22 protein-coding genes are annotated in these 23,570 nt (G+C 52.7%); 13 read left to right on the top strand and 9 right to left on the bottom strand.

Annotated elements, in window-relative coordinates:
* Positions 1–514 precede the first annotated feature (514 nt).
* Together C8N40_RS12760 and C8N40_RS12755 are read right to left on the bottom strand one after the other, a co-directional pair.
* Positions 515–1,918 (bottom strand): M16 family metallopeptidase, encoded by a 1,404-nt coding sequence (locus tag C8N40_RS12760; protein ID WP_108212159.1) that lies wholly within the window; start codon positions 1,916–1,918, stop codon positions 515–517.
* A 6-nt stretch (positions 1,919–1,924) separates the two neighbouring features.
* A complete protein-coding gene (locus tag C8N40_RS12755) occupies positions 1,925–3,385 on the bottom strand; it encodes a M16 family metallopeptidase (protein WP_108212158.1) in 1,461 nt (486 codons plus the stop codon).
* Between the two features lie 193 nt (positions 3,386–3,578).
* On the opposite strand from C8N40_RS12755, the gene C8N40_RS12750 reads away from it, so the two are divergent.
* Both C8N40_RS12750 and C8N40_RS12745 read left to right on the top strand, forming a co-directional pair.
* Positions 3,579–4,961: an alpha/beta fold hydrolase gene (locus C8N40_RS12750; RefSeq protein ID WP_108212157.1), complete on the top strand. Its 1,383-nt coding sequence runs from the start codon at positions 3,579–3,581 to the stop codon at positions 4,959–4,961.
* A 116-nt stretch (positions 4,962–5,077) separates the two neighbouring features.
* Complete coding sequence (locus C8N40_RS12745) at positions 5,078–6,721, top strand: ABC-F family ATP-binding cassette domain-containing protein (protein WP_108212156.1); 1,644 nt, start codon at positions 5,078–5,080, stop codon at positions 6,719–6,721.
* 107 nt (positions 6,722–6,828) lie between these two features.
* On the opposite strand, the gene C8N40_RS12740 is transcribed toward C8N40_RS12745, so the two are convergent.
* Positions 6,829–8,373 carry a hypothetical protein gene (locus tag C8N40_RS12740; RefSeq protein WP_092098931.1) on the bottom strand — a complete coding sequence of 515 codons (1,545 nt, stop codon included), beginning with the start codon at positions 8,371–8,373 and terminating at the stop codon, positions 6,829–6,831.
* Between the two features lie 156 nt (positions 8,374–8,529).
* On the opposite strand from C8N40_RS12740, the gene C8N40_RS12735 reads away from it, so the two are divergent.
* From C8N40_RS12735 to C8N40_RS12710, 6 genes are all read left to right on the top strand, one after another.
* Entirely contained in the window at positions 8,530–9,696 is a 1,167-nt protein-coding gene (locus C8N40_RS12735; RefSeq protein WP_092098929.1) for a 2-isopropylmalate synthase, read from the top strand.
* A 1-nt stretch (position 9,697) separates the two neighbouring features.
* A complete protein-coding gene (gene leuC, locus C8N40_RS12730; protein ID WP_092098927.1) occupies positions 9,698–11,089 on the top strand; it encodes a 3-isopropylmalate dehydratase large subunit in 1,392 nt (463 codons plus the stop codon).
* A 4-nt stretch (positions 11,090–11,093) separates the two neighbouring features.
* The gene (gene leuD, locus C8N40_RS12725) at positions 11,094–11,690 is read left to right on the top strand and encodes a 3-isopropylmalate dehydratase small subunit (protein ID WP_108212155.1); all 597 of its coding nucleotides are present in this window, start codon (positions 11,094–11,096) and stop codon (positions 11,688–11,690) included.
* Positions 11,678–12,799 (top strand): 3-isopropylmalate dehydrogenase, encoded by a 1,122-nt coding sequence (gene leuB / locus C8N40_RS12720; protein ID WP_108212154.1) that lies wholly within the window; start codon positions 11,678–11,680, stop codon positions 12,797–12,799. Before leuD ends, leuB begins: the two co-directional genes overlap by 13 nt.
* Before the next feature lie 247 nt (positions 12,800–13,046).
* A complete protein-coding gene (locus C8N40_RS12715) occupies positions 13,047–13,541 on the top strand; it encodes a DinB family protein (protein WP_108212153.1) in 495 nt (164 codons plus the stop codon).
* A gap of 15 nt (positions 13,542–13,556) precedes the next feature.
* A complete protein-coding gene (locus C8N40_RS12710) occupies positions 13,557–13,778 on the top strand; it encodes a hypothetical protein (protein WP_108212152.1) in 222 nt (73 codons plus the stop codon).
* A 350-nt stretch (positions 13,779–14,128) separates the two neighbouring features.
* Here the strand turns inward: C8N40_RS12710 and C8N40_RS12705 are convergent, their stop codons facing one another.
* From C8N40_RS12705 to C8N40_RS12680, 6 genes are all read right to left on the bottom strand, one after another.
* Positions 14,129–15,109: a helix-turn-helix transcriptional regulator gene (locus tag C8N40_RS12705; RefSeq protein ID WP_108212151.1), complete on the bottom strand. Its 981-nt coding sequence runs from the start codon at positions 15,107–15,109 to the stop codon at positions 14,129–14,131.
* Between the two features lie 141 nt (positions 15,110–15,250).
* Complete coding sequence (locus tag C8N40_RS12700; protein WP_108212150.1) at positions 15,251–15,688, bottom strand: contact-dependent growth inhibition system immunity protein; 438 nt, start codon at positions 15,686–15,688, stop codon at positions 15,251–15,253.
* 34 nt (positions 15,689–15,722) lie between these two features.
* Positions 15,723–16,427 (bottom strand): formylglycine-generating enzyme family protein, encoded by a 705-nt coding sequence (locus C8N40_RS12695; protein WP_245905108.1) that lies wholly within the window; start codon positions 16,425–16,427, stop codon positions 15,723–15,725.
* Between the two features lie 81 nt (positions 16,428–16,508).
* A complete protein-coding gene (locus C8N40_RS12690) occupies positions 16,509–16,835 on the bottom strand; it encodes a hypothetical protein (RefSeq protein ID WP_108212149.1) in 327 nt (108 codons plus the stop codon).
* A 65-nt stretch (positions 16,836–16,900) separates the two neighbouring features.
* Entirely contained in the window at positions 16,901–17,500 is a 600-nt protein-coding gene (locus C8N40_RS12685) for a hypothetical protein (RefSeq protein ID WP_108212148.1), read from the bottom strand.
* A gap of 46 nt (positions 17,501–17,546) precedes the next feature.
* A complete protein-coding gene (locus tag C8N40_RS12680) occupies positions 17,547–18,524 on the bottom strand; it encodes a GlxA family transcriptional regulator (RefSeq protein ID WP_108212147.1) in 978 nt (325 codons plus the stop codon).
* A 162-nt stretch (positions 18,525–18,686) separates the two neighbouring features.
* Here C8N40_RS12680 and C8N40_RS12675 point away from each other — a divergent pair, with 162 nt between their 5' ends.
* The 5 genes from C8N40_RS12675 (at position 18,687) to C8N40_RS12660 (ending at position 23,562) form a co-directional block, all read left to right on the top strand.
* A complete protein-coding gene (locus C8N40_RS12675; RefSeq protein ID WP_211318108.1) occupies positions 18,687–18,980 on the top strand; it encodes an SRPBCC family protein in 294 nt (97 codons plus the stop codon).
* Entirely contained in the window at positions 18,914–19,123 is a 210-nt protein-coding gene (locus C8N40_RS22975) for an SRPBCC family protein (protein WP_211318107.1), read from the top strand. Before C8N40_RS12675 ends, C8N40_RS22975 begins: the two co-directional genes overlap by 67 nt.
* Positions 19,124–19,169: 46 nt before the next feature.
* Positions 19,170–19,691: an SRPBCC family protein gene (locus C8N40_RS12670; protein ID WP_108212146.1), complete on the top strand. Its 522-nt coding sequence runs from the start codon at positions 19,170–19,172 to the stop codon at positions 19,689–19,691.
* A 113-nt stretch (positions 19,692–19,804) separates the two neighbouring features.
* Entirely contained in the window at positions 19,805–20,284 is a 480-nt protein-coding gene (locus C8N40_RS12665) for a VOC family protein (protein ID WP_108212145.1), read from the top strand.
* Between the two features lie 224 nt (positions 20,285–20,508).
* Positions 20,509–23,562: a lantibiotic dehydratase gene (locus C8N40_RS12660; protein WP_108212144.1), complete on the top strand. Its 3,054-nt coding sequence runs from the start codon at positions 20,509–20,511 to the stop codon at positions 23,560–23,562.
* The last annotated feature ends 8 nt before the right edge of the window (positions 23,563–23,570 follow it).

Below are 23,570 nucleotides of genomic sequence, written 5' to 3'. Positions count from 1 at the left end.
TGGGAACAAGTTCGATAGCTGCTGCCACTACTGTCATCTCGACCTTTGGGAGAGATCTGATTAGAATTCCCGATAGATCTCTCGCGCTGCTCGAGATGACAGGGAAGGTGGCAAGTATAGGCTGTCCCCTTGAGGACAAGCGAGAACGAGAGTTCGAAGCTTGCGAGCAACGCTCAATAGGGGTGTAATCGCTTGCTGGATTAATACTTTGTAGGGACAAGTCGCGCCTGTCCGCACTATAACAGTTGCTATGAAACTTATACTTCAGCCAAAGTAATCACAGGCTCCCCGCCTTGGCCAAGGAGGGGCCAGGGGTGGTTGGACCCGGTTTCTGCAAATCTCCTATTGCTTCTTTTGGGCAAAGCACTCACGGCAACTTATACTTGGCCTAAAAGTCCCTCTCCTAAAACCTCTCACAAGAAACATGCACTGCCCTACCACAAAGTATAAAAGAAAAATGCCAGGCCCCGGAAGCAACTCCGGGGCCTGGCATTTTTGGAAAGTATAAACAAACTTATTGCACGGCAGGCATCTTCTTCAGGTCGTCCTGAAATTTCTTCAGTTGCTTGTCGATCACTTTTTTATCGCCTACCACTACCAGCGTCATTTCTTTCGGGCGCATGTAGGTTTTGGCGATTTCCTGTACTTTCTGCGGCGTCACGGCATGTATGTTTTCCACCTGGTTGGTCAGGAAGGTTTCGGGCAGGTCGTGCAGGTCGAGGAAGTTGAGCTGGCTGATGATACCGGAGGGGGTGGAGTTGCGCAACACAAAAAGACCGGCCTCATAGTTCTGGATGCCTTTCAGCTCTTCTTCGGTTGGTGGCTCCTTACGCAGCCTGTCGATCTCATACACGATCTCCTTAAGCGAGTTTCCGGTATGCTCAGTCGTCACATCAGCCTGCTGGTACCAGTCGCCTACCTTATACCTGGCCGAAATGGAGCTGTAGGGGGAGTAGGTATAGCCTTTGTCTTCGCGGATGTTGCGGGTGATGCGTGAGCCAAAAGAGCCTCCCAGCAGTGAGTTGGTAACCCGTAGTGCCATGTAGTCGGGATGAGAAGGGGGAACTACAGGCAAGCCGATAACGAGCGTGGACTGGGGAGCACCGGGACGGTCCACCACAATCATATCGCTTTTCGTAACAGGCTTAGCCACCTGAATCTCACGTGCCGGGCCTTCGCGCCAGCCGCTAAGCGAAGAAGTAATGGCTTCTTTCATGGCACTTTCATCGAACCTGCCGGCTACATACACATTGGTACGCTTCGCCCCGAACTGATTCTGGTAGAAGTTTCGCACCTGCTCCAGGGTATAGCCGTCTATCTCCTTATCGGAAGGAAGGTCGCGGCCATAGGGATGGTCGCCATATAGGGCCTTGGTAAACCTGATTTGCGCCTGCATGCCCGGCTGCGCGCGGGCCAGGTTCATCTGCCGCTTAAAATCGTTCTTCACACGCTCCAGCTCCGACTCCGGAAAAGAAGGGTTCTGCAGCAAGCCCGCCATCAGGGTGACCAGCTCCGGTCCATACTCGGAGAGCGCATCGGCATAAATGATGGTTTGGTTAGCGCCGATGCTGATGTCCAGCGAGCCACCCATGCGCGCCACTTCCTCGGCTATTTGGGTAGCGCTGCGGGAGGTGGTGCCTTCCTGCATCAGGTGACCGGCGATGTCTGCCAGTCCGTTCTCGTTGGCCTGCTCATGTACGTTGCCGGTCTGCACTACCAGGTTTATGGTAACCTTCGGTAGTTCTCCGTAAGGCACCATAGTAGCTTCCAGGCCGTTGGGCAGTTTAAATTCTTCCTTGGCAGGCAGGGTAAAGTTTTTGGGCTGCCCGCCTTCCGGTGGGGTCTGTTTCTGTGCCACAGCTATACTTGTGCTTATAGCCAGCAGCACGCTCAGCGATATCGAAAGTATATTTTTCATGATGCTCTAAATTTGGGCCTGTGGGTTAATGACAAGTATGGTGCGGTTAGTGGGCCGCAGGTATTCCTTGATGGTCCGCTGGATCACTTCCGGCGTTACTTTTCTAAACTCCGCCTCCAGTTCGTTGATGCGGGCGGGGTTATCGTCAAACAGGGCGAAGCTTGCCAGCAGGTCTGCCTTGCCAAAGCCGTAGAGCTCGCTCAATTGGTCGTAGAGGGAGGAACGCACCTTTACCATGGCCAGGTCGAGCTGTTCCTGGCTGATGCCTTCCTGCTGCAGCCTTGCCACCTCCTGGTCCAGCACGGTAAGGATAGAGTCGGCTGAAACATCCTTGTCGTACACCAGGTTGCCCATCCACAGCATCGGGCCGTTGTAGTTAAACATGTTGCCCAGGTAGGCGTTTATGCCACCGGTAACCGAGCCTGTATAGCCTTTCTCCTGCACCAGCGCCTGGTACAGGCGGCTGTCGTTGCCCTGCAGCAGTATCTGGTCCAGCAGGCCCATGGCGTAATACTCGGGTGTGTTGCGCTCCGGCATGTGGTAGGCAAAGGCCAGGGCCGGCTTGTTGGCCAGCTTGTCATCCTTGGTAAAGCGCTGCTCTTTCTCCTGGCGCGGCTCGGTCAGGTCTACCGGTGCGGGCAGGGTAGAGGATGCGATTTGCCCGAAGTACTGCTGCACCCACTGTTTGGCCTGCTCCGGCTCAAAATCCCCGACAATCACCAGGGATGCGTTGTTGGGCGAATAGAATGTCTTGAAAAATGACTGCACGTCCTCCAGGTTGGCGGCATCCAGGTCTTTCAGGTCGCCATAGAAGTTGTGGGCGTTGTACCAGTTCTTGTTAGCATACTGCGGCATGTCGAGCCACGGGAAACCGCCATAGGGCTGGTTCAGTACGTTTACCTTCACCTCGTTCTTCACCACGCCCTGCTGGTTGGTCAGGTTTTCCTGCGTGATGTTGAGGCCCTTCATGCGGTCGGCCTCGGCCCAGAGCATGGTCTCCAACTTGTGCGCCGGCACAATCTCAAAGTAGTTGGTGTAGTCGAAGCGCGTGCTGCCGTTCAGGATGCCGCCGTTCTTCTGCACCAGCTGGATAAACTCCATCTTGCCCAGGTTCTCCGAGCCCTGGAACATCATGTGCTCAAATAAGTGGGCAAAGCCGGTGCGGTCCTTTGGCTCAATCCGGAAACCGATATTGTAGTACACCGCCACCGTTACGACAGGGGCCGTCTTGTCAGGTGAGAGCACCACTTTCAGGCCATTGTCCAGCTTGTAGTAATCTACCGGCACCTGATAGGTTGGGGCGGCGGTAGCCACCTCGGCTGTATCGACAACCTCGGCACCTTCGGTGGTACTAGCAGTAGGCGCCGTTGTTTTCTGGCTGCAGGAAGCCGCCAGAACTGCCGCACCAAATACCAGCGGTATCAGTCGCCGCCTGGTCGGATGGAATAGGTTAGGGATAAATTGCATAGGAACAATTAGTTAGGATTAGGTTTCAGTATTAAATATAGCACTATACGATTATTGTGCAGTATAGTGCAAAATATTATTAGTTAATCTAAAAATAAATTCTGAACCATACGTTATACTTGAAATTTATTTTTGCAGCTCCTGCGCATTCGTCACCCCAGTCTTAAATAGCTTAACCTGACCACCTTAAACTATGAGCAAAAGTATACTTTCAGTTCTCGTCTTTTTTGCCTGTTCCCTGGCCTTTCCGGCCCAGGCCCAGCACCTGAAGCGCCGGCCTTTTCTGGGCGTGCAGATTGCGCCGGTCTCTGACTCACTGGCAGTGGTAAATCAGCTCGGGGATGGAGAAGGAGCCATGGTGGTGGCCGTCATCCCCAACAGTACTGCTGCCGCGCTCAGGCTTAAGCCAAACGATGTCATCATCAGCATCAACAAGGAAACCATCCGGACAGCGAATGATGTGGTGGCCAAGGCCCGTACTTTTACTACTGCTGAGCCCGTTTTGGTGAGCATTATCCGAAACAAGAAGCAATTGACGCTGAAAGGGAAGGTCAAGGAAATGCCCCGGGAGGAGGATGCTGCCGCTGAGGTGATCTATGATGAAGTGAAGGTTGACCACGGCTACGCCCGCCTGATAGCGAAGAAGCCCAAAGGCAAGGGCAAATATCCCACGGTTTTCTTTCTGCAGGGCTACGGCTGTAGCTCCATCGATAACCTGCCCCCGTACGACCCGCAGCGCCGGTTGATGGATGGCCTGGTGGCCAAAGGTTATGCCGTCTTCAAGATGGACAAGCCAGGTGCAGGTGACAGCCAAGGCAGTGGGCCTTGCACTGAGATTGGTTACGAAGAGGAACTGACGGCTTTCTCGGTTGCCCTAAAAAAGCTGCAAACCTATGACTTTGTGGATACAGGCAATGTGTTCCTGTTCGGGCACTCGCTTGGCGCCAACACGGCACCTGTTATCGCCGCCGATACAAAAGTGAAAGGCATCATCGGGTATGGCATGGCAGGAAAACCCTGGTTTGAGTACATGCTGGACGTGTTCCGGGAGCAGCGCGCTGAGATAGGGTTTGACCCTGTGCGGATTGATGAGGACATGCAGGTGCTGGGGCCGCTGACGTACGAGCTGCTGGTTGGGAAGAAGCCGGCAGAGGAACTGGCGCAGGATCCGAAGTATAAACAGCACCTGGAGCAAAGCTTCGAGTACGATGGCAAGGGGCATATCTTCGGGCGCCATTATCGCTTTATGCAGGAAATACAGGACGTGCCCTATCACAAAACCTGGCGCGATGCCGACACAAACGTGCTGATAATATACGGTGGCGCTGACCTGCCTTCCATCAGCCCGCATAACTCGCAGCTGCTGGTAAATGCGCTCAACACCATGCGCCCCGGCTCAGCCACCTATCAGTTCCTTTCCGACACCGACCATGGCTTCATCAAGGTCGGAACCAAACAGGACCTGCTGCGGCTGCAGCAAAGCGACGATTTTGAGGCCTACGTGCACGAGCACTTTAACCCGGAGCTGGTGGAGATGCTGGATAGCTGGATGAAGGGAATCATGCAGCACCAATAAGGCTGGGGGAAAGGTTTTACGGAAGTATAAAAAGTATAAACCTCTGGATACTTCCTGTAAAGTTCTGAGGCATACGCAGAAATATCTCTTATCTTTGCAGCCCTAAAATTGATTGTATGATTTCAGTAGACGCGGTTGCAGTAGAATTTAACGGGGCAGCCCTTTTCAGTAACGTTACCTTTAACATCAACGAGAACGACCGGATTGCCCTGATGGGGAAAAACGGCGCCGGAAAATCCACCTTGTTGAAAATCATTGCCGGCGTAAACAAGCCTACCCGGGGAAAAGTGTCGGCGCCGAAAGATGCCGTTATTGCCTACCTGCCGCAGCACCTGCTCACCGACGACGACTGTACCGTGTTTGAGGAAGCCTCCAAAGCCTTTGCCAGAATTCTGGAGATGAAGAAGCAGATGGAGTTTCTGAACAAGGAGCTGGAGACGCGCACCGACTACGAGTCAGATGAGTATTACGCCATCATCGAGCAGGTATCGGAACTGAGCGAGAAGTATTACTCGGTGGAGGAAATCAATTATGATGCGGAGGTTGAGAAAACCCTGAAGGGCCTCGGTTTTACGCGCGAGGACTTTTCGCGCCCGACCAAAGAGTTCAGCGGTGGCTGGCGCATGCGCATCGAGCTGGCTAAAATCCTGTTGCAGCAGCCCGACCTGATTCTGCTCGACGAGCCCACCAACCACCTCGATATTGAATCGATTCAGTGGCTGGAGGAGTTTCTGGTGAACAACGCCAAGGCGGTGATGGTGATCTCGCACGACAAGGCCTTCGTGGACAACATCACCAACCGCACCATCGAAGTGACGATGGGCCGCATCTATGATTATAAGGTAAACTACAGCCAATACCTGCAGCTGCGGCAGGAGCGCCGCGAGCAGCAGCAAAAGCAGTATGACGACCAGCAGAAGGAGATTGCCGAAATCACGGCTTTCATCGAGCGTTTTAAAGGCACTTACTCTAAAACCCTGCAGGTGCAGTCGCGGGTGAAGATGCTGGAGAAGATGGAAATTATTGAGGTGGATGAGGTGGATACTTCAGCACTAAACCTCAAATTCCCGCCTGCCCCGCGCTCCGGTAACTACCCTGTTATTGTAGAAGGGCTTACCAAGAAGTATGGCGACCACACCGTTTTCCAGGATGTGTCCCTGACCATCAACCGTGGCGAGAAAATAGCCTTTGTGGGCAAGAACGGTGAGGGTAAGTCCACGCTGGTGAAAGCGATTATGGGCGAGATTGACTTTGACGGAAAGCTGCAGTTGGGCCATAACAGCATGATTGGCTACTTCGCCCAGAACCAGGCTTCGCTGCTGGACGAGAGCCTAACCATTTTCCAGACGATTGATGAGATTGCCGTAGGGGATGTCCGTACGAAGGTAAAAGACCTGCTGGGCGCCTTCATGTTCAGCGGCGACACAATTGAGAAGAAAGTAAAGGTGCTGTCTGGCGGTGAGAAAACGCGCCTGGCCATGATCAAGCTGCTGCTACAGCCGGTTAACCTGCTCATACTGGACGAACCTACCAACCACCTGGACCTCAAAACGAAGGGAATCCTGAAAGACGCCCTGAAAGCCTTTGACGGAACCATCATCCTGGTTTCGCACGACAGGGATTTTCTGGATGGGTTGGCTACCAAGGTGTTTGAGTTTGGCAACAAGCGCGTGCGGGAGCACTTCGAGGACATCAACGGCTTCCTGCGCAACAAGAAAATGGAGAACCTGCGCGAAATTGAGCGCAGCACAACGAAGTAACAATTTTATACTTTGCAGAAAGTATAAATCCGGAATTAAAAAAGCGGTGCAGGGGAAGGCTTGCACCGCTTTTTTGCTTTGGGCAACTGGGTTATACTTTATTCCACCTACTTCAGCTGGCTGAACTTCCGGCGGATAATCTCCTGCACCGGGATGTTTTCAATCTTGCTTTCCAGCCAGGAGATGATGTCCAGGTAAAGGAAAGGGCGGCGCTGGAAAGGGTTTTCCGCAATAACCGTAAGCTTCTCTTTCAGGTCAACAAAGGCATGCTTTAGCTCATGGGGCGGTATACTTCCCAGCCTGCGCAAGAACCTGAAAATCTCCACCTGCATCTCGTGCTGGTCGTTCATTTTGCCCAGGAAACGGTATACAGAGCGAATCTGCAGCTCCAGCTCGTAATCGTCCCCGGCCTCGTAGTAGGCAATCAACCGCAGAATTCGGGCAAAGCACTGGATGTCTACGCGCAGGCTGGTGTCCTGGTAGTTGATGATCTTGTTCAGGTAGCGGATGGCTGTCTCGTTATCGCCGCTGCCAAAGTATAAACTGGCTATTTTAAAGTAGAAGATAAGCTGCCGGTGCGGGTCGAGTTGCTGCTGGAACTGCTCCAGCTTTTTGAGCAGGTTGGGCAGCCATACTACGCCGCCCTCAAAATCGCCCCGCATGAAGAAGGCATTAATCCGGTTGGTATAGCCGTAGAGAAACAGCTGCGCCTCGGTGTTTGGCGTGTGTCTTCTGTCCTCGTCCTCTGCAAACTGCTCCAGTTCCTGCAGCACCTGCTCAAAGCGGGAGTAGTACTGCAGGTTAAACAGCGCGGCCAGCAGGTTATGCAATCCTTTGATATAGAGTGAGGACTGGATGTTCTTCATCTCTGGGTTGTCTTCAAACAAGTTTACCCACTTTTGCGCAAAGCGGTAGCAGGCTTTGAAGTCCTGGCCCAGGTAATGGTACCATACATGCGCCTGGTAATAGTATAGCTTCTCCATGAAGCTGGCCGAAGCGATATCAATGTCGGGCAGGTTCTCCCGGAAATAGGCCTCGAAGTGGGCATAGTCTTCCTGCGTCTTGGCGTGACCCGCCTGTATGTATACCCCGTAGAGGCGCAGTGCCAGGTTCGAAAGCTCGTGTGCCCGCGACACATGCATGGCCAGCTCGGTTGCCTCTTCCGACAGGGAGTCGGCGCGGCCGCTCAGGCTTCGGGTGATAAACTGCGACTCTATCTGCTTCTCAAAATCGATGGCGGCGAGGGCTATGTGCTGCAACTCTGCCTGCTTGGCGGCAGTCTTCACTTTGTCCAGCAGCTTCAGGCATTGGCGGTAGAGCCCTTTGTTATAGAGCACGCGGGCATGGCCCAACTGCTCCAGCAACTGTATGTCCAGGTTCTGGTTGGCATGGTAAAGCCGCAGGCTGGAGAGCAGCTGCTTGTACAGGTTTGCTTTCAAGTTGGGCAGCTGCACTTTTTTCAGCTCCGGCATTTGCTCCAGTATCCGCTCTTCCTCGTAATCCGACAGCCTGTCGAGCACATCGAACAGCTGCAGAAATTTTAAGCCCTCATTAGTGCCCTGCCGCTTGGTGAACAGGCGGAAGTGCCGCTTCTCGGAGCGGGTAAGCGACTTAACGAGCTGGAAAACGGGATCGGAACTCAAATTAGCCATGGTAAAAGTGTAAACGTTATTTGTTTGATTTACAGCAAGTTGTGTTTGTATGTTCTGCCTATAGAAATAGTAGCGTTTTGGAAATTTGGTTTCCCTTGCTGCAGATTCTCCGGGATATTTAGAGCAGTACCATAACTGTAAAAGACCAAATAAAGGATGTCAGCAGAGAAAATACAAATATTTGATACCACCTTGCGTGACGGGGAGCAGGTACCCGGCTGTAAATTGAACACAAATGAGAAGCTTGTTATCGCCAGACAACTGGAGCTGCTGGGCGTGGATGTAATCGAGGCCGGTTTCCCGATCTCCAGCCCCGGCGACTTTGAGGCGGTTAGAGCAATAGCCCTTCAGACAAAGGAGGCAACCGTTTGTGGACTCTCCAGAGCTGTGGAAGGCGACATTCGTACGGCAGCGGAAGCCCTGAAAGGGGCTGTTCGTCCGAGAATCCATACCGGCATTGGCACTTCTGACCTGCACGTGCAGTATAAGCTGCGCACCTCCCGCGAAGAAGTTATTGCCCGCGCTGTGGAAGCGGTGAAGCTGGCCAAAAGCTTTGTGGAGGACGTAGAGTTCTATGCCGAAGATGCCGGTCGCACCGACAACGAGTTCCTGGCCAGAGTCTGCGAGGCAGCTGTTAAGGCAGGTGCTACTGTGCTGAATATCCCTGATACGACTGGGTACTGCCTGCCAGAGGAGTATGGGGCCAAGATCAAATACCTGTATGAGAACGTGAAGGGCATCGAGAATGTATGCCTCTCCACACACTGCCATAACGACCTTGGCCTTGCCACGGCCAACTCTATAGCCGGCGTTGTCAACGGCGCCCGCCAGATAGAGTGTACCATTAATGGGGTAGGGGAGCGCGCAGGAAACACCGCTTTGGAAGAAGTCGTGATGATCCTGCGCCAACACCCATACCTGAACCTGATGACCGGCGTGAACAGCAAACTGCTTACCGAAACCTCGGCGTTGGTATCGCACATGATGCGCATGCCGGTACAGCCGAACAAGGCCATCGTGGGCTCCAACGCCTTCTCGCACTCCAGCGGCATCCACCAGGACGGGGTAATCAAGCACCGCGAAACATATGAGATCATTGATCCAAAGGATGTGGGAGTAGACAGCTCCTCCATTGTGCTCACGGCCCGCTCCGGCCGCGCAGCGCTGGCGTACCGCTTCCAGAAGCTGGGCTATAACTTCGATAAAGAGACATTGGATAAGGCTTACGGCGTGTTCCTGCAGGTAGCAGACGAGAAGAAAGAAGTAGGCGATAGCGACCTGCATGTGTTGGTAGAAAAGCAAAACCTTGTTACGGCAGGATAAGATGGGAAAGACCTTATTTGACAAGATTTGGGATGCACACGTCGTGCGAACCATTGCAGGAGGTCAGGATGTATTTTACATCGACAAGCACCTGATACACGAGGTAACCAGCCCGCAGGCGTTTGAGGAACTCGAGAAGCGCAACTTGCCGCTGTTCCGCAAGGAGCAGATTGTGGCTACCGCCGACCATAACGTACCTACCAAAAACCAGCACCTGCCTATCGAGGAGCCGCTGTCGCGCTCGCAGGTGGATAAGCTGACGGAGAACTGCGCCAAGTATGGCGTAGAACTCTACGGCTTGGGCCACCCGTACCAGGGCATCGTGCACGTGATTGGTCCGGAGTTGGGCATCACCCAGCCCGGCATGACCATCGTATGCGGCGACAGCCATACTTCCACGCACGGCGCTTTCGGCACGATTGCCTTCGGCATCGGCACGAGCCAGGTGGCGCAGGTGATGGCTTCACAGTGTTTGCTGCTCTCGCGCCCCAAGCGCATGCGCATCACTGTAGAAGGGGATTTGAAGCCAGGTGTTACCGCCAAAGACCTTATCCTCTATGTGATCGCTGCCCTCGGAACAGGAGGGGCCACCGGCTACTTCGTGGAGTATGCAGGAAGCGCCATTCGCTCCCTAAGTATGGAAGGCCGCATGACGGTTTGTAACATGAGCATCGAGATGGGCGCTCGCGGTGGTATGATTGCCCCGGACGAAACCACCTTTGCCTACCTGAAAGGCCGTCCGTTTGCGCCACAGGGCGAGCGTTGGGAAGAAGCAATAGCTTACTGGCAAACTTTATACTCTGATGAGGACGCCACCTTTGAGATGGAGTATACTTTCAACGCCGCTTCTATCACCCCGATGATCACCTACGGCACCAATCCGGGCATGGGCATTGCCCTGAATGCAAATGTGCCTTCCCAAGTAAAGGCCAGTGAGCAGGTGAGCTTCGAGAAGTCGCTGCAGTACATGGGTTTCCAGGCGGGCGAGTCGCTTCTGGGCAAGCAGGTGGACTACGTGTTCATCGGCAGCTGCACCAACTCCCGTATCGAGGATATCCGCATGGTGGCCAATTACGTGCAGGGCAAGAAGAAAGCCAGCCACGTGGAGGCCATTATTGTACCAGGCTCGAAGCAGGTAGAGCAGCAGGCCATCGCCGAAGGGCTCGATAAAATACTGGCTGAAGCGGGCTTTGAACTGCGCGAGCCGGGCTGCAGTGCCTGTTTAGCCATGAATGAAGATAAGATTCCGGCAGGCGCTTACTGCGTGTCTACCTCGAACCGAAACTTTGAGGGGCGCCAGGGACCTGGGTCACGCACTTTGCTTGCGAGCCCACTGGTGGCGGCGGCATCTGCCGTGGAAGGAAAGATTGTAGACGTAACTGAATACCTCTAAGGAAATGGAAAAGTTTGAGATACTCCGAACGTCAGCCGTGCCGCTGCCGATCGAAAACATAGATACAGACCAGATTATACCTGCCCGTTTCCTGAAGGCCACCTCCAGGGAGGGTTTTGGCGAGAACCTGTTCCGCGACTGGCGCTACAATGGCGACGGCACGCCTAAAGCTGATTTTGAGCTGAACAACCCGCGTTATCAGGGGCAGGTATTGGTGGCTGGCAAGAACTTTGGCTGCGGCTCCAGCCGCGAGCATGCTGCCTGGGCGCTGTCTGATGCCGGCTTCCGCACCGTGATCTCCAGTTACTTTGCCGATATCTTCCGGGGCAATGCCCTGAACAACGGCCTGCTGCCCGTGCAGGTGTCGGATGAGGTGTTAGAACGCCTCCTGGTGCAGATTGAGCAGGATCCGGAGACAGAGCTTATTGTGGACCTTCCTGCCCAGCAACTGCACGTGCCGGTTTGGGAAAAGAGCATACCGTTTGAGATTGATCCTTATAAAAAGGAGTGCCTGCTGAACGGGTACGACGACATTGATTTTTTAGTGAGCCAGAAAGAGGCGATTGAGACTTATGAAACAAAGAGAGTATGGGTGTATTAACTAAGAAAATAGCAGTGCTGGCCGGGGACGGAATAGGTCCGGAAGTATGCCAGGAAGCCATTAAAGTGCTGAATGCCGTAGGCGATAGGTTCGGCCATACTTTTACGTTTGACCACCAGCTGATGGGTGCCTGTGCCATCGACGCCACGGGCGATCCGCTGCCGGAGGAAACGCTGCAGGCTTGTTTTGAGGCCGATGCTGTGTTGCTGGGAGCCATCGGCGATCCAAAGTATGACAACAACCCGGCGGCCAAAGTAAGACCGGAGCAGGGCTTGCTGCGCCTGCGCAAGTCGCTGGGCTTGTATGCCAACATCCGGCCGGTAACAGCCTATGAAATGCTGATTCCGCACTCCCCGCTAAAAAATGACCGTATTGCCGGGGCCGATATGATTTTCTTCCGGGAGCTGACCGGGGGCATTTATTTCGGGGAGAAGGGCCGCACCGAGGATGGCGCCTACGATAACTGCACCTACAGCCGCCATGAAATTTCCCGCATCGCGCACCTGGCTTTTAAAGCAGCGCAGAACCGTCGCGGAAAGCTGACGCTGGTGGACAAGGCCAATGTGCTGGAAACCTCGCGTTTGTGGCGGGAGGTGGTGCAGGAGCTAAGCCCTTCGTACCCGGACGTGAAGGTGGACTACCTGTTCGTGGACAACGCGGCCATGCAACTCATCCTCAATCCAAAACAATTTGACGTAATCCTGACGGAGAACATGTTCGGGGACATCCTGTCGGACGAGGCCTCAGTGATTGCGGGTTCATTAGGATTACTGCCTTCTTCTTCTGTGGGAGATGCGGTGGCATTATTCGAGCCGATCCATGGTTCTTATCCGCAGGCCAAGGGCAAGAACATCGCCAACCCAATTGCCACCATACTTTCCGCTGCCATGATGCTGGAGCACTTTGGTCTGCTGCAGGAGGCCGGCCTGGTGCGCTACGCCGTGGAGGAAGCCCTCGACAAGAAAATCGTAACGCAGGATCTGGCTTCTCCGGTAGTAGCTTACTCCACTGAGCAGGTGGGTACTTTTGTCGCTTCCTGCGTGATGGGTGGCGTATTGGAAGGCCTGCACAAGGAGAATGTGCAGCTTGGCATGAGCACAGTGATTTAGAATTAAGGTTAATTTCTTTGCCATTGTAAGCAGCCCGGTAAGTTTATACTTGCCGGGCTGCTGCTTTTTGTAGCTGATGGAAATATAGAGTTTGGCAGTGGTAATGTAGCTTCGCAAAGCCACAGTAGAATGCGTTTCAGCATGAGTAAAATAATGTCGAAAAAATCTGAACACTGCTGACAAAGGGCTGTCACTGGGCGGGTATAGCTTTGCTGTAAATAAAAGTTATACTTAAAAAAAAGAACGTATGGAAAATGCAGTTGCCAACCCCCAAACCGCTACCGTTATTACACCAACTGAGCTGCTGGAGCACTGGCAGGGCCACCGGAGCCTCACTCGCCGGGTAATCGAGGCCTTTCCGGAGAAGGAACTTTTTGAGTATTCTATCGGCGGTATGCGCCCTTTTGCAGCCATGGCGCAGGAGCTTTTAGCCATTGCTGCTCCGGGTATGAAGCAGGTTGCCAGCGGACAAGTTGAGGAGTTGAATGAGGAGATCAAGGAGGCTACTACGAAAGAGCGTATCCTGGCGCTCTGGGATCAGAGCACGGAGGAGATCAACAAGTACTGGGCACAGGTTCCAGAGGAAAGATTCCGCGAACGCATTCTGACTTTCGGCAAGTATGATAACGTGGTGTGGTGCACCATTTTATACTTCATCGATAATGAAATCCACCACCGGGCACAGGGTTATGTCTACTTGCGATCCCTCGGCATAGAGCCGCCAGCCTTTTGGGAGAGATAAAACGCAACGTATACGATGAAGAACGTTTTGGTTTTCAGAACATCCGTGAACACGAGCCGGGCAGCGCATCTGCTTCGCCCTGTGCTGGATGGTTTGATGGGCCACGGCGAAACCTGGAACTTCGACCTGGAGGATTGCGATCGCATTCTCCGGGTCGAGGCTACCACGCTGCAGGCAACTACCGTTATCCGCCACCTCAAGCGGGCAGGATTTTGGTGTGAGGAGTTGGAGGATTAAGTAACCTAAGTTTCGGTAAACCTACCCCTAACGCTTACTAGGAGGCAGGGCTGTAAAATTCTACTGCAAACTGTCCCCTTGAGGACAAGTGAGAACGGGAGTTCGAAACTTGCGAGCAGAGCTCACAGGGGGGTAAAGCCACTGGCAAAAATCTTCCTTAAAAGATAAAACTCCTCCATGAACTGCGTTCGCAAACTACGCACTTGCGTACTTGTTTGTCCTCAAGGGGAGAATCCAACTCTTGCTATTTTCAGCTTAGATTGCAAGAGAGGAGTAGTTGATTTAGAACTTAACGCCTCTACTCTGAGGTTGGGAATTGCTGCACGTTAAGTTGTAAATCTCAGCTTGAGTTAAGTATAGCTTTGTACTCCCGCCTCCAGGTTCATCCGGGCTTTTTCCAGCAGCTCGCTTACCCGGTTTCGGAAGCTTTCAGGGCCGACTATTTCGGCGCAATCCGCGAACATCATGTACCAGCGCGGTATACCATCCTGCATATCATTGGCCAGAAAGGTCATCTCCACTTTATCACCCACTATACTTTCCGACACCAACCCGTAGTACTTGCTACCGGACCGGATATAGCGGGCCGCTTCCTTGTCTACCCGAATTGTGACCTCTGTGCCAGGTGCCGGAGACGCTGTTTTCCTGTAGTTCTGCAGGGGTCCGTGCTCTTTGGTGAAAGGGTGCTGAGTGAGCCGGATGCCCTGCATCCGGTCGGTGCGGAACTGCCGGTAGTCGTGGCGCAGGAGGCAATAAGCCATCACGTACCAGTAATTGTTTTCGTTAAACAAGCCTATGGGCTCTATGATACGGTCTGTTAGTTCGTCGTTGTAGGGAGTGCGGTACTGCAGCGTTACCTGTTTTTTCTCGGCAATGCTGCTCAGCAGTACGTTCAGTGCGTCGGGCGTACGCTCGTTAAACAGCTCCAGCGAGGTCTCCACCCAAATCTGCGACTCCAGCGCGGCCACCTGGTCTTTGGCACTGCCCTTCAGCACCGACTTCACCTTATACATGGCCGATTCGTAGTGGGAGCTGAGCGCTTTGTCGCTGAACTTCTGCATGAGCTTTTCAGCGGCTACGAAGCTGGCGGCCTCTTCCTGCGTAAACATAACCGGCGGCAGGCGATAGCCGTCTACCAGCGAATAGCCGATGCCCGCTTCGCCCGTGATGGGCACCCCGGCAGCTTCCAGCGAGCGGATATCGCGGTACACGGTGCGTAGGCTCACCTCAAAACGCTCGGCTAGGTCCTGCGCCTTCACCACGCGCCCTGACTGCAGGTGAATCAGGATGGCTACAATGCGGTCGAAGCGGCTTAAGTTTTCGTTTTTCATAGTTTGGGGTTTGTAATTAGCTTGGTGGTGCTCGGTGCGCTTTGCTTCCTGTCCAAATTGAACTTGGGTAAGCCTTTCGTTTATCGTGCTGTGCTATAAGATGGCGTAGCTAACCTATAGGTTTTGTTGTGCAGGATTTTTTTAGTTGATTTTTTTAAAATCAGCAAAAGTGCTAAACCATTCTTCTTTGATACTCCTGGCATTGTAATGACTTTCTAAAAGGCTTATATCTCGGTTGAATATACCGCACATCCTTTTCCAATTTTCTCTTTCTGCTTTCCAGTACTCTTTGTCGCTTTTCAAAACTACTTGCAATAAGTCACCATCATATAAGTCACCGTCAGCCAGTATATTTTCATCTAATTTATCGAGTGCTAAAGGTATCAGATACCTAAGCCCAATGTTCTGCCCAATCATGATTCTTAGGTCTTCTGTTTCAAAGTCCTTAAGTGGCTTCTTTCTAAGTCTGTGGCAGGTTGTTACCAAGTGACTGTTGTATTTTGGTTCACCCCAATAGTCCCTTTCTAAACTTTCTAATGTCTTTAAAAGCCAATTATCATCAAGCTTGGTTTTGCTCACTTTGTCTGTTTTCTATTACTTAAATGTCGCACAACTACTTCATTTTATTCGTCGCTACTCTGAAACCTAGATCGTCTATTTTAAACGAGAAAGGATGGCTTCTTCTTCGGGTTGTCGCCATAACACTTCTTTCCTCATCGCTCCAGCCGCCACCCCGGAAAACCCGGTAAGACCCATAGACGTTTTCGTCATAAATGTCGGTACACCATTCCCAGACGTTCCCCAGCATATCGTAAAGGCCCCATTCGTTGGGTTGCTTTTTCCCTATTTCCTGCGTTTGGTTTCCAGAGTTGCCCTTATACCAGGCTATGGCATCTAAGTCCCCGTACCTGATGTTCTTTTCCCCTGCCTGGCAGGCATACTGCCATTCCGCCTCCGTAGGCAACCGGAATCCATTTGCATCCGAATCAAACGCTACTTCTTTTGTTTCTAAGTCAATAGTATAGCATAGGCTTCTTCCCATCTGCTCCGATAACTTGTTGCAGAAAGTAACAGCCTCGATCCACGAAACTGTCTCAACGGGAAGATTGTTACCTTCAAAAGTAGCTGGATTTTCATTCATCACAGCTTTATATAGGTCCTGCGTAATCGGGAATTTGGATAAGTGAAATGATTCAATCCCGACCTCCCATACCTTTTTGATGCGGTCGTCCCTCATTTCAACCTTTCCTGCAGGAACCGCTACAAAAAGCTCGTTAGTTACGCTTTTGTCTATCGTTCTTTCTATGACTGGTTTCACTTTATCTCAATTAATCCATGAGGGTTGGGTCATGTAGCTGTGCGCAATAGCTTATAGGGGTTGGTGAAGCCTATATAAATTTTATCCTGGCACATTCGGCACATCAATTTTTAAATCTCCTTTACCCTGACGAAACGTGACGTTTATAAATATCCACCATTCTTTACCAGCGTTAACAATTAAGTTATCGAATCCTGGCTCTGAAATCGTCATGGATTCTTGTATTGATGCGTACAGTTTAAGGATATCATTTTCTTGGATTTCAATCGTGAGGCTCAAGGCCAGGTCTGAGAAAAAAGTAGAGTTTATGATATACCCGCCATTGCTTAAGATTTTACCTTTTAACTCCTCAATGGCTTTATTTCTATCCTGTTCTGTAAATACTTGCCAGTTTAATTTTCTAATCACTTACAAAATAGACTTTATGTTTAATGGTGTGGCTACAACAGTTCTGTACGGTGCGTTTAAATGCACTATAGGTCTTGTTGGCGTTTATTATTCTTCCACGGGTTCACCACTTTTTTCAGGTAAAAGGTATCCTGTCCAGTAACATAAACTGTGGGTATTCTTTTTTCGAAGTCAAGCTTGTAAAGCCGTAGAGAATCCAAAACAGGTGCATTATGAATTTCTTCATAACTTCTTATTGATGAGTTCATATTGCTTGTCCTAATCAACCTGCTCCGAGGATTGCCTGTTACCCCTGTCTCGTAATACTGAATTATCAGGTTCTGCTGCTTCTTACCTCCATAAATTGCAATGTCTGTATGAGTTGGTCTCAAATCGCTGAGGGACATATATAAAATCATTGCAGACACAGCAAGCAAAACGGATACAAGCAAACCTACCAAATGCTTCTCGGCTTTAATTAGCCCAAACACCATAAAAGCAAAGGTTGCTGTTAATGTTCCCCAGAACAATGCCCCTTGGTCGAGTGCGACAAAAAATTTGCTTCTTGCTTCTTGTCCATGAAAGCCAGTATAGCGCAGAGGCATATAAATTCCAGTAATCAGCAAGAGAACTATAAAGCCTACAATGAATTGTGGTAAGTACTTTCTTAGGCTACTTCTATTCATGATTAAAATTGACGCCAACTAAAGTATATAAAAGTGGAAACCGCACCTACACCGGCATTACCCGCTGGTAACGGCTGCGGTACTGCACTGGCGAGAGCCCGGTGATGCGCTTGAACACGCTCCGGAAGGCCTTCACATCCGTGTAGCCCACCTGGTACATCACCTCATTTACGTTCTCCTTCGAGGTTTCCAGACTCATTTTGGCCGCCTCTATCTTTACCCGCTGCATGTACTCGATAATGGAATTGCCGGTGGCTTTTTTGAAGCGGCGCTCTAGGTTGCGGCGACTCAAGGCTAGCATGTCAGCCAGCGTATCCACCGTAATTTTCTCCTGGAAGTTTTTCTCGATATACTCTTGAGCCGTCTTGATTGCCTCATCCTCATGCTCTTTTTGTCCGCTGAAAATGGTGAAGGGGGACTGGCTGCGTCGGTCGATGTCGATCTGGAAGGCCTTGGACATAAACACGGCCACATCGCGGCCTGCATACTTTTCTATCAGGTAAAGTATAAGGTTGAGGTAGGAGAAGGCGCCGCCGCTGGAGTAGAGGCCCTGCTCGTCAGTGATGATGCGATCCTGCACCAACTGCACCTTGGGGAACATCTTGCGGAAATGGTTAGCAGCCATCCAGTGGGTGGCGCACTGGCGGCCATCCAGAAGACCGGTGGATGCCAGCAGGAAAGCACCTACGCAAAGGCTGCCCACTTCGGCGCCCGCTTGGTGCTGCTCCACAATCCAGGGGATAAAGTCGCGGTTTAGCTCCATGGCTGCGGCAAGGTCTCCATCCAGCGCAGGAATGATAATAAGGTCCGGTTTCTCAGCGTCGGAAAGCAGCGCGTCGGTGTAGACGGTGTAGAGCCCGCCGGCCACCTTTACCTGTTCGGTCAGCCCCACCAGCTGTATCCGGAACAGCGCGGGTTTGCCCGTGTTTTGCAGGAATTTGTTCACCTCGGTGAGCACCTGGCGCGGTCCCTCGATGCTGCCCAGTATGGCTCCCTTAGGCACAAGAATGGCGATGTTTTTCATAGTTTTTCAGGTCAGGATTTTGTCGTAATCAGCCCCTTTTATTGGCGTAAAAGCACTCGCAATAAAACGCCTTTTTCACCTAAGTTTGTATTGTTGCCAGCAAGCACTGAAAGCAACAATGGCTTGATAGCTAAGGGAGTAAACATACTAAAATTTACGACTATGGAAAACAGAACCATCAGAAAAACCATCACCATCAATGCCCCTAAAGAGCAGGTTTGGGAGGCGATGATGCAGGACAAGTATTACCAGGAATGGACAGCCGCATTCAGCGAGGGCTCAAAGGTTGAGACGGATTGGGAGTTGGGAAGTAAGGCCGTTTTCACGGACAAGAGCGGCGGTGGCATTGTCGCGAGGGTAGTAGAGAAGGAGCCCTATAAAAGGTTAGCTTGGAGTTTAAAGGACTGGTGCATGAGGGCAAGGAAGATTACGAAAGCGAAGAAGCCAGGCAGGTAAAGGGCAGCCGGGAATCCTATGTGCTCACGGAAGAGAATGGCAAGACCCGGCTGGATATTTCCTCCGAAATGGGGGAGGAGTACTACGAGCAGATGTCGCAGGCCTGGGACAGGGCGCTGCAAAAACTGAAGCAACTGGCCTAGGGCCTGACAGAGAAAGCAGTTTGATAATTAACATAAAAACAGAACTATGGAAAAAGCACCTGAAGCCGTGGAAGCAACTACTGGCCGCGCGTTTATACTTTCCCGCACCTTCGAGGCAGACCGGGAAACCATTTTCAAAGCCTGGACGGAGGAAGACCAACTGGCGCAATGGTGGGGGCCCAAGGGGATTCCCCTGCAAATTGTTAGGCTGGACGCCCGCCCGGGCGGTTACTTCCATTACAACCTGCAACTGCCCGACGGGAGCCTGATGTGGGGCCGTTTCGATTACCGCGAGTTGGCGGAGCCGGAGCGAATCGTGTATGTGTCGGCTTTTTCGGATGAGGAGGGTAAGGTGGTGCGCGCGCCGTTCAGTGCGGACTGGCCTCTTCAAATCCTCAACATCGTGACGCTGGAGGAGGAAAATGGCAGGACCACTCTCACCTCTAAAAGTATACTTGAAAATGCAACCGCGGCCGAGCAGGAAACCTTTGAGCAGGCCTTTGACAGCCTGCGTCAGGGGCTAACCGGCACCTTTGACCAATTGGAAACTTATCTTAATAAAGTATAAAGTATGAATTCCTGTGGCCGGAGGCCGCCTTCTACCTCACACTCGCCAGAGGCGAGCGAGGGCATAAGTCTTAATAAAGTATAAAGTATAACCACCTTAAATATCCAGAAACTATGATTACCATCAATCCTTATCTGAACTTTAAAGGCAACACCGAAGAGGCGTTCGACTTTTACAAATCTGTTTTCGGAGGCGAGTTTCTCGGCCTGATGCGCTTCGGAGACACCCCGGGCTGCGAGAACATGCCCGAGGCAGACAAATCCAAGATCATGCACATTGCCCTGCCAATCGGCAAAAACAACATCCTGATGGGTACCGATGTGCTCGAAGGCAGCGGAACAAACTGTGTGGGACCCGATTTCAAGGCAGGAAACAACATCTCCCTATCGCTGAGCCCTGAAAGTGAGGAAGAGGCCGATAAATTATTTGCCGCCTTATCAGAAGGAGGGCAGGTGGTAATGCCGCTGGAGAAAGCCTTCTGGGGAGATTACTTCGGGATGGTAGCCGATAAGTTTGGCATTCAATGGATGGTGAGCTACGCCTACCAGCAGGAAACGGCAGGAGCGGAGCGTGCAGCGGCTGCAAATGCTTAATCACAAAGTATAAACTACTCAGGAAGCGGGCGGGAAAGTATAAATTCCCCGCCCGCTTTTTTTGTGGCTATACTTGCGGAGGGGCAGCGAGGCTTAATGCTTAGGTTAGAAGCTTGAGAAATGGTAAGCAGCCATCACTTCAGGGAAGCCTACGGGCACAGCTTCGGCTGTAGTATAAATCCCGGTAAAGTGATAACTTAGGGCAAGACCCTAACCCGTACCTGATGGCGACATTCAGATTTCACCCTGGCCTGCTGCTGCGCACCCCCGCGCTTCCCCTTACTTCCTACGATCCGGAATCACTGCCTGCGCCGCTCTCAGATTCATATTTTCTGGCAGCCCTGCGTTTGGCGAGTCCGGTGCTGTATCAGGTGGTGGAGGGTAGCAACTTTACCTATGAGGATCTGACTCCGAAAGTGAAAGCGAGCCTGCAGAAGTATGTGAACAGAATGTGTTTCCGGCCCACCCCATTCGGGCTTTTTTCCGGTTTCGCATTTACCAATTGGGGCAAGCCCGAGCCATTTATACTTCAGGAAGAGAAGAGTAGATCGCATCTTTCCCTGTCGTTTTCCTGCTCCCAGCGGCTGGCAGCGGAGCTGCTGGCTAACGAACTGGCACCCGTTCAGCGGTTCCGGCCAAACCCCTCACTTTACAAGGTTCCGGGAGGTTTCCGATACATTCGTTTTCAGGAGGATGCCACGGGCAGCAAGCGGGAATTCTCCATCGACAACCTACAGGGGGGAAGTATACTGGATAAGCTACTGCGGGCTTGCTCCGAAGGCTACACCCGACAGCAGTTAATAGGGGAAGTGGTAAAACTGGCGGATGTGGAGGAAGCGGAGGCGGCCTTTTACGTGGAGCAGTTGCAGTCGGAGCAGGTGCTGGTACCGCTTAGCGGCATGCGTGTGACGGGACCGGATAGCTTGTTAGGGCTGCTGGAGGAATGCAAGGCGCAAGGTGTTACAAGTCACAGGGTAGAGCAGATTTGTTCTCTGCTGAGTGGGCTCAACAAAACAGGGCAGGCCATCAGCACCTCGAAGTCAGCTTTATTCGAAGAACTGTCGCAGAAAGAATTAGCTGACCTGGCTATTTCTCCGGAAAATGACCTCCAGGCTACGCTGGAGAACGCGATACAGGGCACGCTGGATGCAGCCTACCAGACGAAACTAACTGAGGCCCTCGACTGCCTGCAGCACCTGGTACCTGCGCCCGAACCAAAGGGACTGCGGGAGTTTGTCAGCGCCTTCAGCAAAAAGTTCGACCGAAGGGCCGTACCACTGCTCATCGCCCTTGATCCGGAACTGGGCGTAGGGTACGAAGATCTGGCGGTACGGCACCAGGCGCCGCGGCTGCTGGAAAGTATAAAATTGGAGGAACCTCTCACAGCAACACAGCCCCTAAACTGGACGCCTGCCCACCGCCTGCTGCTGGAAAAGTGGCAGTCGGCCGGTGCTTTCCCGCATGAGCTCATACTTTCCGGGCAGGATCTGGAGCAACTGCCTGCATCGGAGGAGACTTCGTTGCCGCCAAGCTTTTCGGTCGTGTTCAGGCCCATGGGGGAGCAGGTGTACCTGGAGCAGGCGGGCGGCATCAGCGCCACGGCCCTGCTGGGGCGCTTTACCCCACTTCACGAGGGCGTCAGAAGTATGGCCCGGGACATTGCAGCGGCAGAGGAGAAGTATAACCCGGGGGTAGTTTTTGCTGAAATTGGCTACTACAACAATGCACACACCGCCAACATCGACCGGCGCGAGGTTGTGCGCAGCTACGAGGTTCCGTTGCTGGTGCCATCGGCACATCCTGCAGAAGAACAGGTGCAGTTATCGGAGCTATGGGTTCGGGTGGAGGCGGGGCGCATCGTGCTGTGGTCGGAGCGCTTGCGGAAGGAGGTAGTGCCGCGCCTTGGCTCCGCCTACAACTATTTCCGCGACGACCTGGCCGTTTTCCGTTTCCTCTGCGACATGCAATACCAGGGGTTGCGGAGCAACTTCACGCTCGAACTGAGCCACTTCTTTCCCGGCTTAACCTATTACCCGCGGGTGCGTTACCGACAGACCATTCTGCACCTGGCTTGCTGGCATCTGCAGGAGAAGCAACTGGAGGCTATCTTTGCAAAGGGCGAGGGAAGCCCGCTGCTCCGGTTGAAGCAACTGGCCACAAGCCTGCGCTGGCCGCGCCATGTGGCCCTTACCCAAAACGATCAGCAACTTGTGTTTGACCTGGAGCGGGAGTCGAACTTGCACCTGCTGCTGGAAAGTATAAAAGGCAAGTCCAGCGTGCAGGTACGGGAGTTTCCGTTCACCGCGGCAGAAAATCAGCTGGTTACAGACGCCACGGGCCAACCTTACGTGCACCAGTTCATCACGGCAGTGTATCAGGAGCGGACCGTCTACAAGTCACTGCCCGAACTTTCAGCACCAAATCGTAAATCACAAAAGCGAACCTTTGCCCCCGGCGAGGAGTGGCTATACTTTAAAATCTATTGTCATCCCTCCCGGGCCAACCAGTTACTTACCCACACGCTTCTGCCGCTTTGCCGCAAGTTGCAGCAACAGGGAGCTGTTGCGCAATGGTACTTTTTGCGCTACCGTGACCCGGACTACCACCTGCGCCTGCGGCTTAAAGTACCGGCAGGGGCAGGTCAGGTGATGGAGCAGGTGAGCAGAAAAGTAAGTGGCTTGCTGCAGCAGGGGCTGGTGCAGGATCTGCAGCTGGCCGTGTATGAGCAGGAGCTGGAGCGGTACGGGTCGGAGCTGATAGAGGCCGCGGAGCAGGTGTTCTGGGCCAACAGTCGTTGGGTGGGGGATTACCTGCGCCACGTGCCCTTTGGCGAGGAGGAGTATGCCTTCTACCGAATGGCCTTCCTCGGCTTAGAGGAAGTGCTGGAGGCGTTCGGCTTTTCTGCAGAAGAAAAGGAAACGCTGCTGGAACAGCTCTACCATACTTTCTACCAGGAGTTCGGTGCGACGAAAGCGCTGCGCCTGAGCCTGGCGGCCACGTACAGGGAGCTGAGTCAGGTGCCGGGGATACTTTCTGATGAAGGCTCACCGCATCGCCCACCACTCAAAGAGCAGCGAAAAACCCACCGGGAGGCGCTACAGGTGATGGCAGGGCTGGCAGAAAAGCTTCCACTCCAGAGGCGTCAGCAGCTGGCCTCCGACCTGATGCACATGCACCTCAACCGCCTGCTTTCGGACCAGAGCAGGCAGCAGGAACTGGTGATTTATTTCTGCTACTGGAGGCACTGCCGCTCTGTCCGGGCGCGCTCTACTGTCTGAGCCATTCC

It is taken from the genome of Pontibacter mucosus (genome assembly GCF_003054055.1).
Taxonomy (GTDB): Bacteria; Bacteroidota; Bacteroidia; order Cytophagales; family Hymenobacteraceae; genus Pontibacter; species Pontibacter mucosus.
This window is presented reverse-complemented; position numbering and strand designations above follow the sequence as displayed.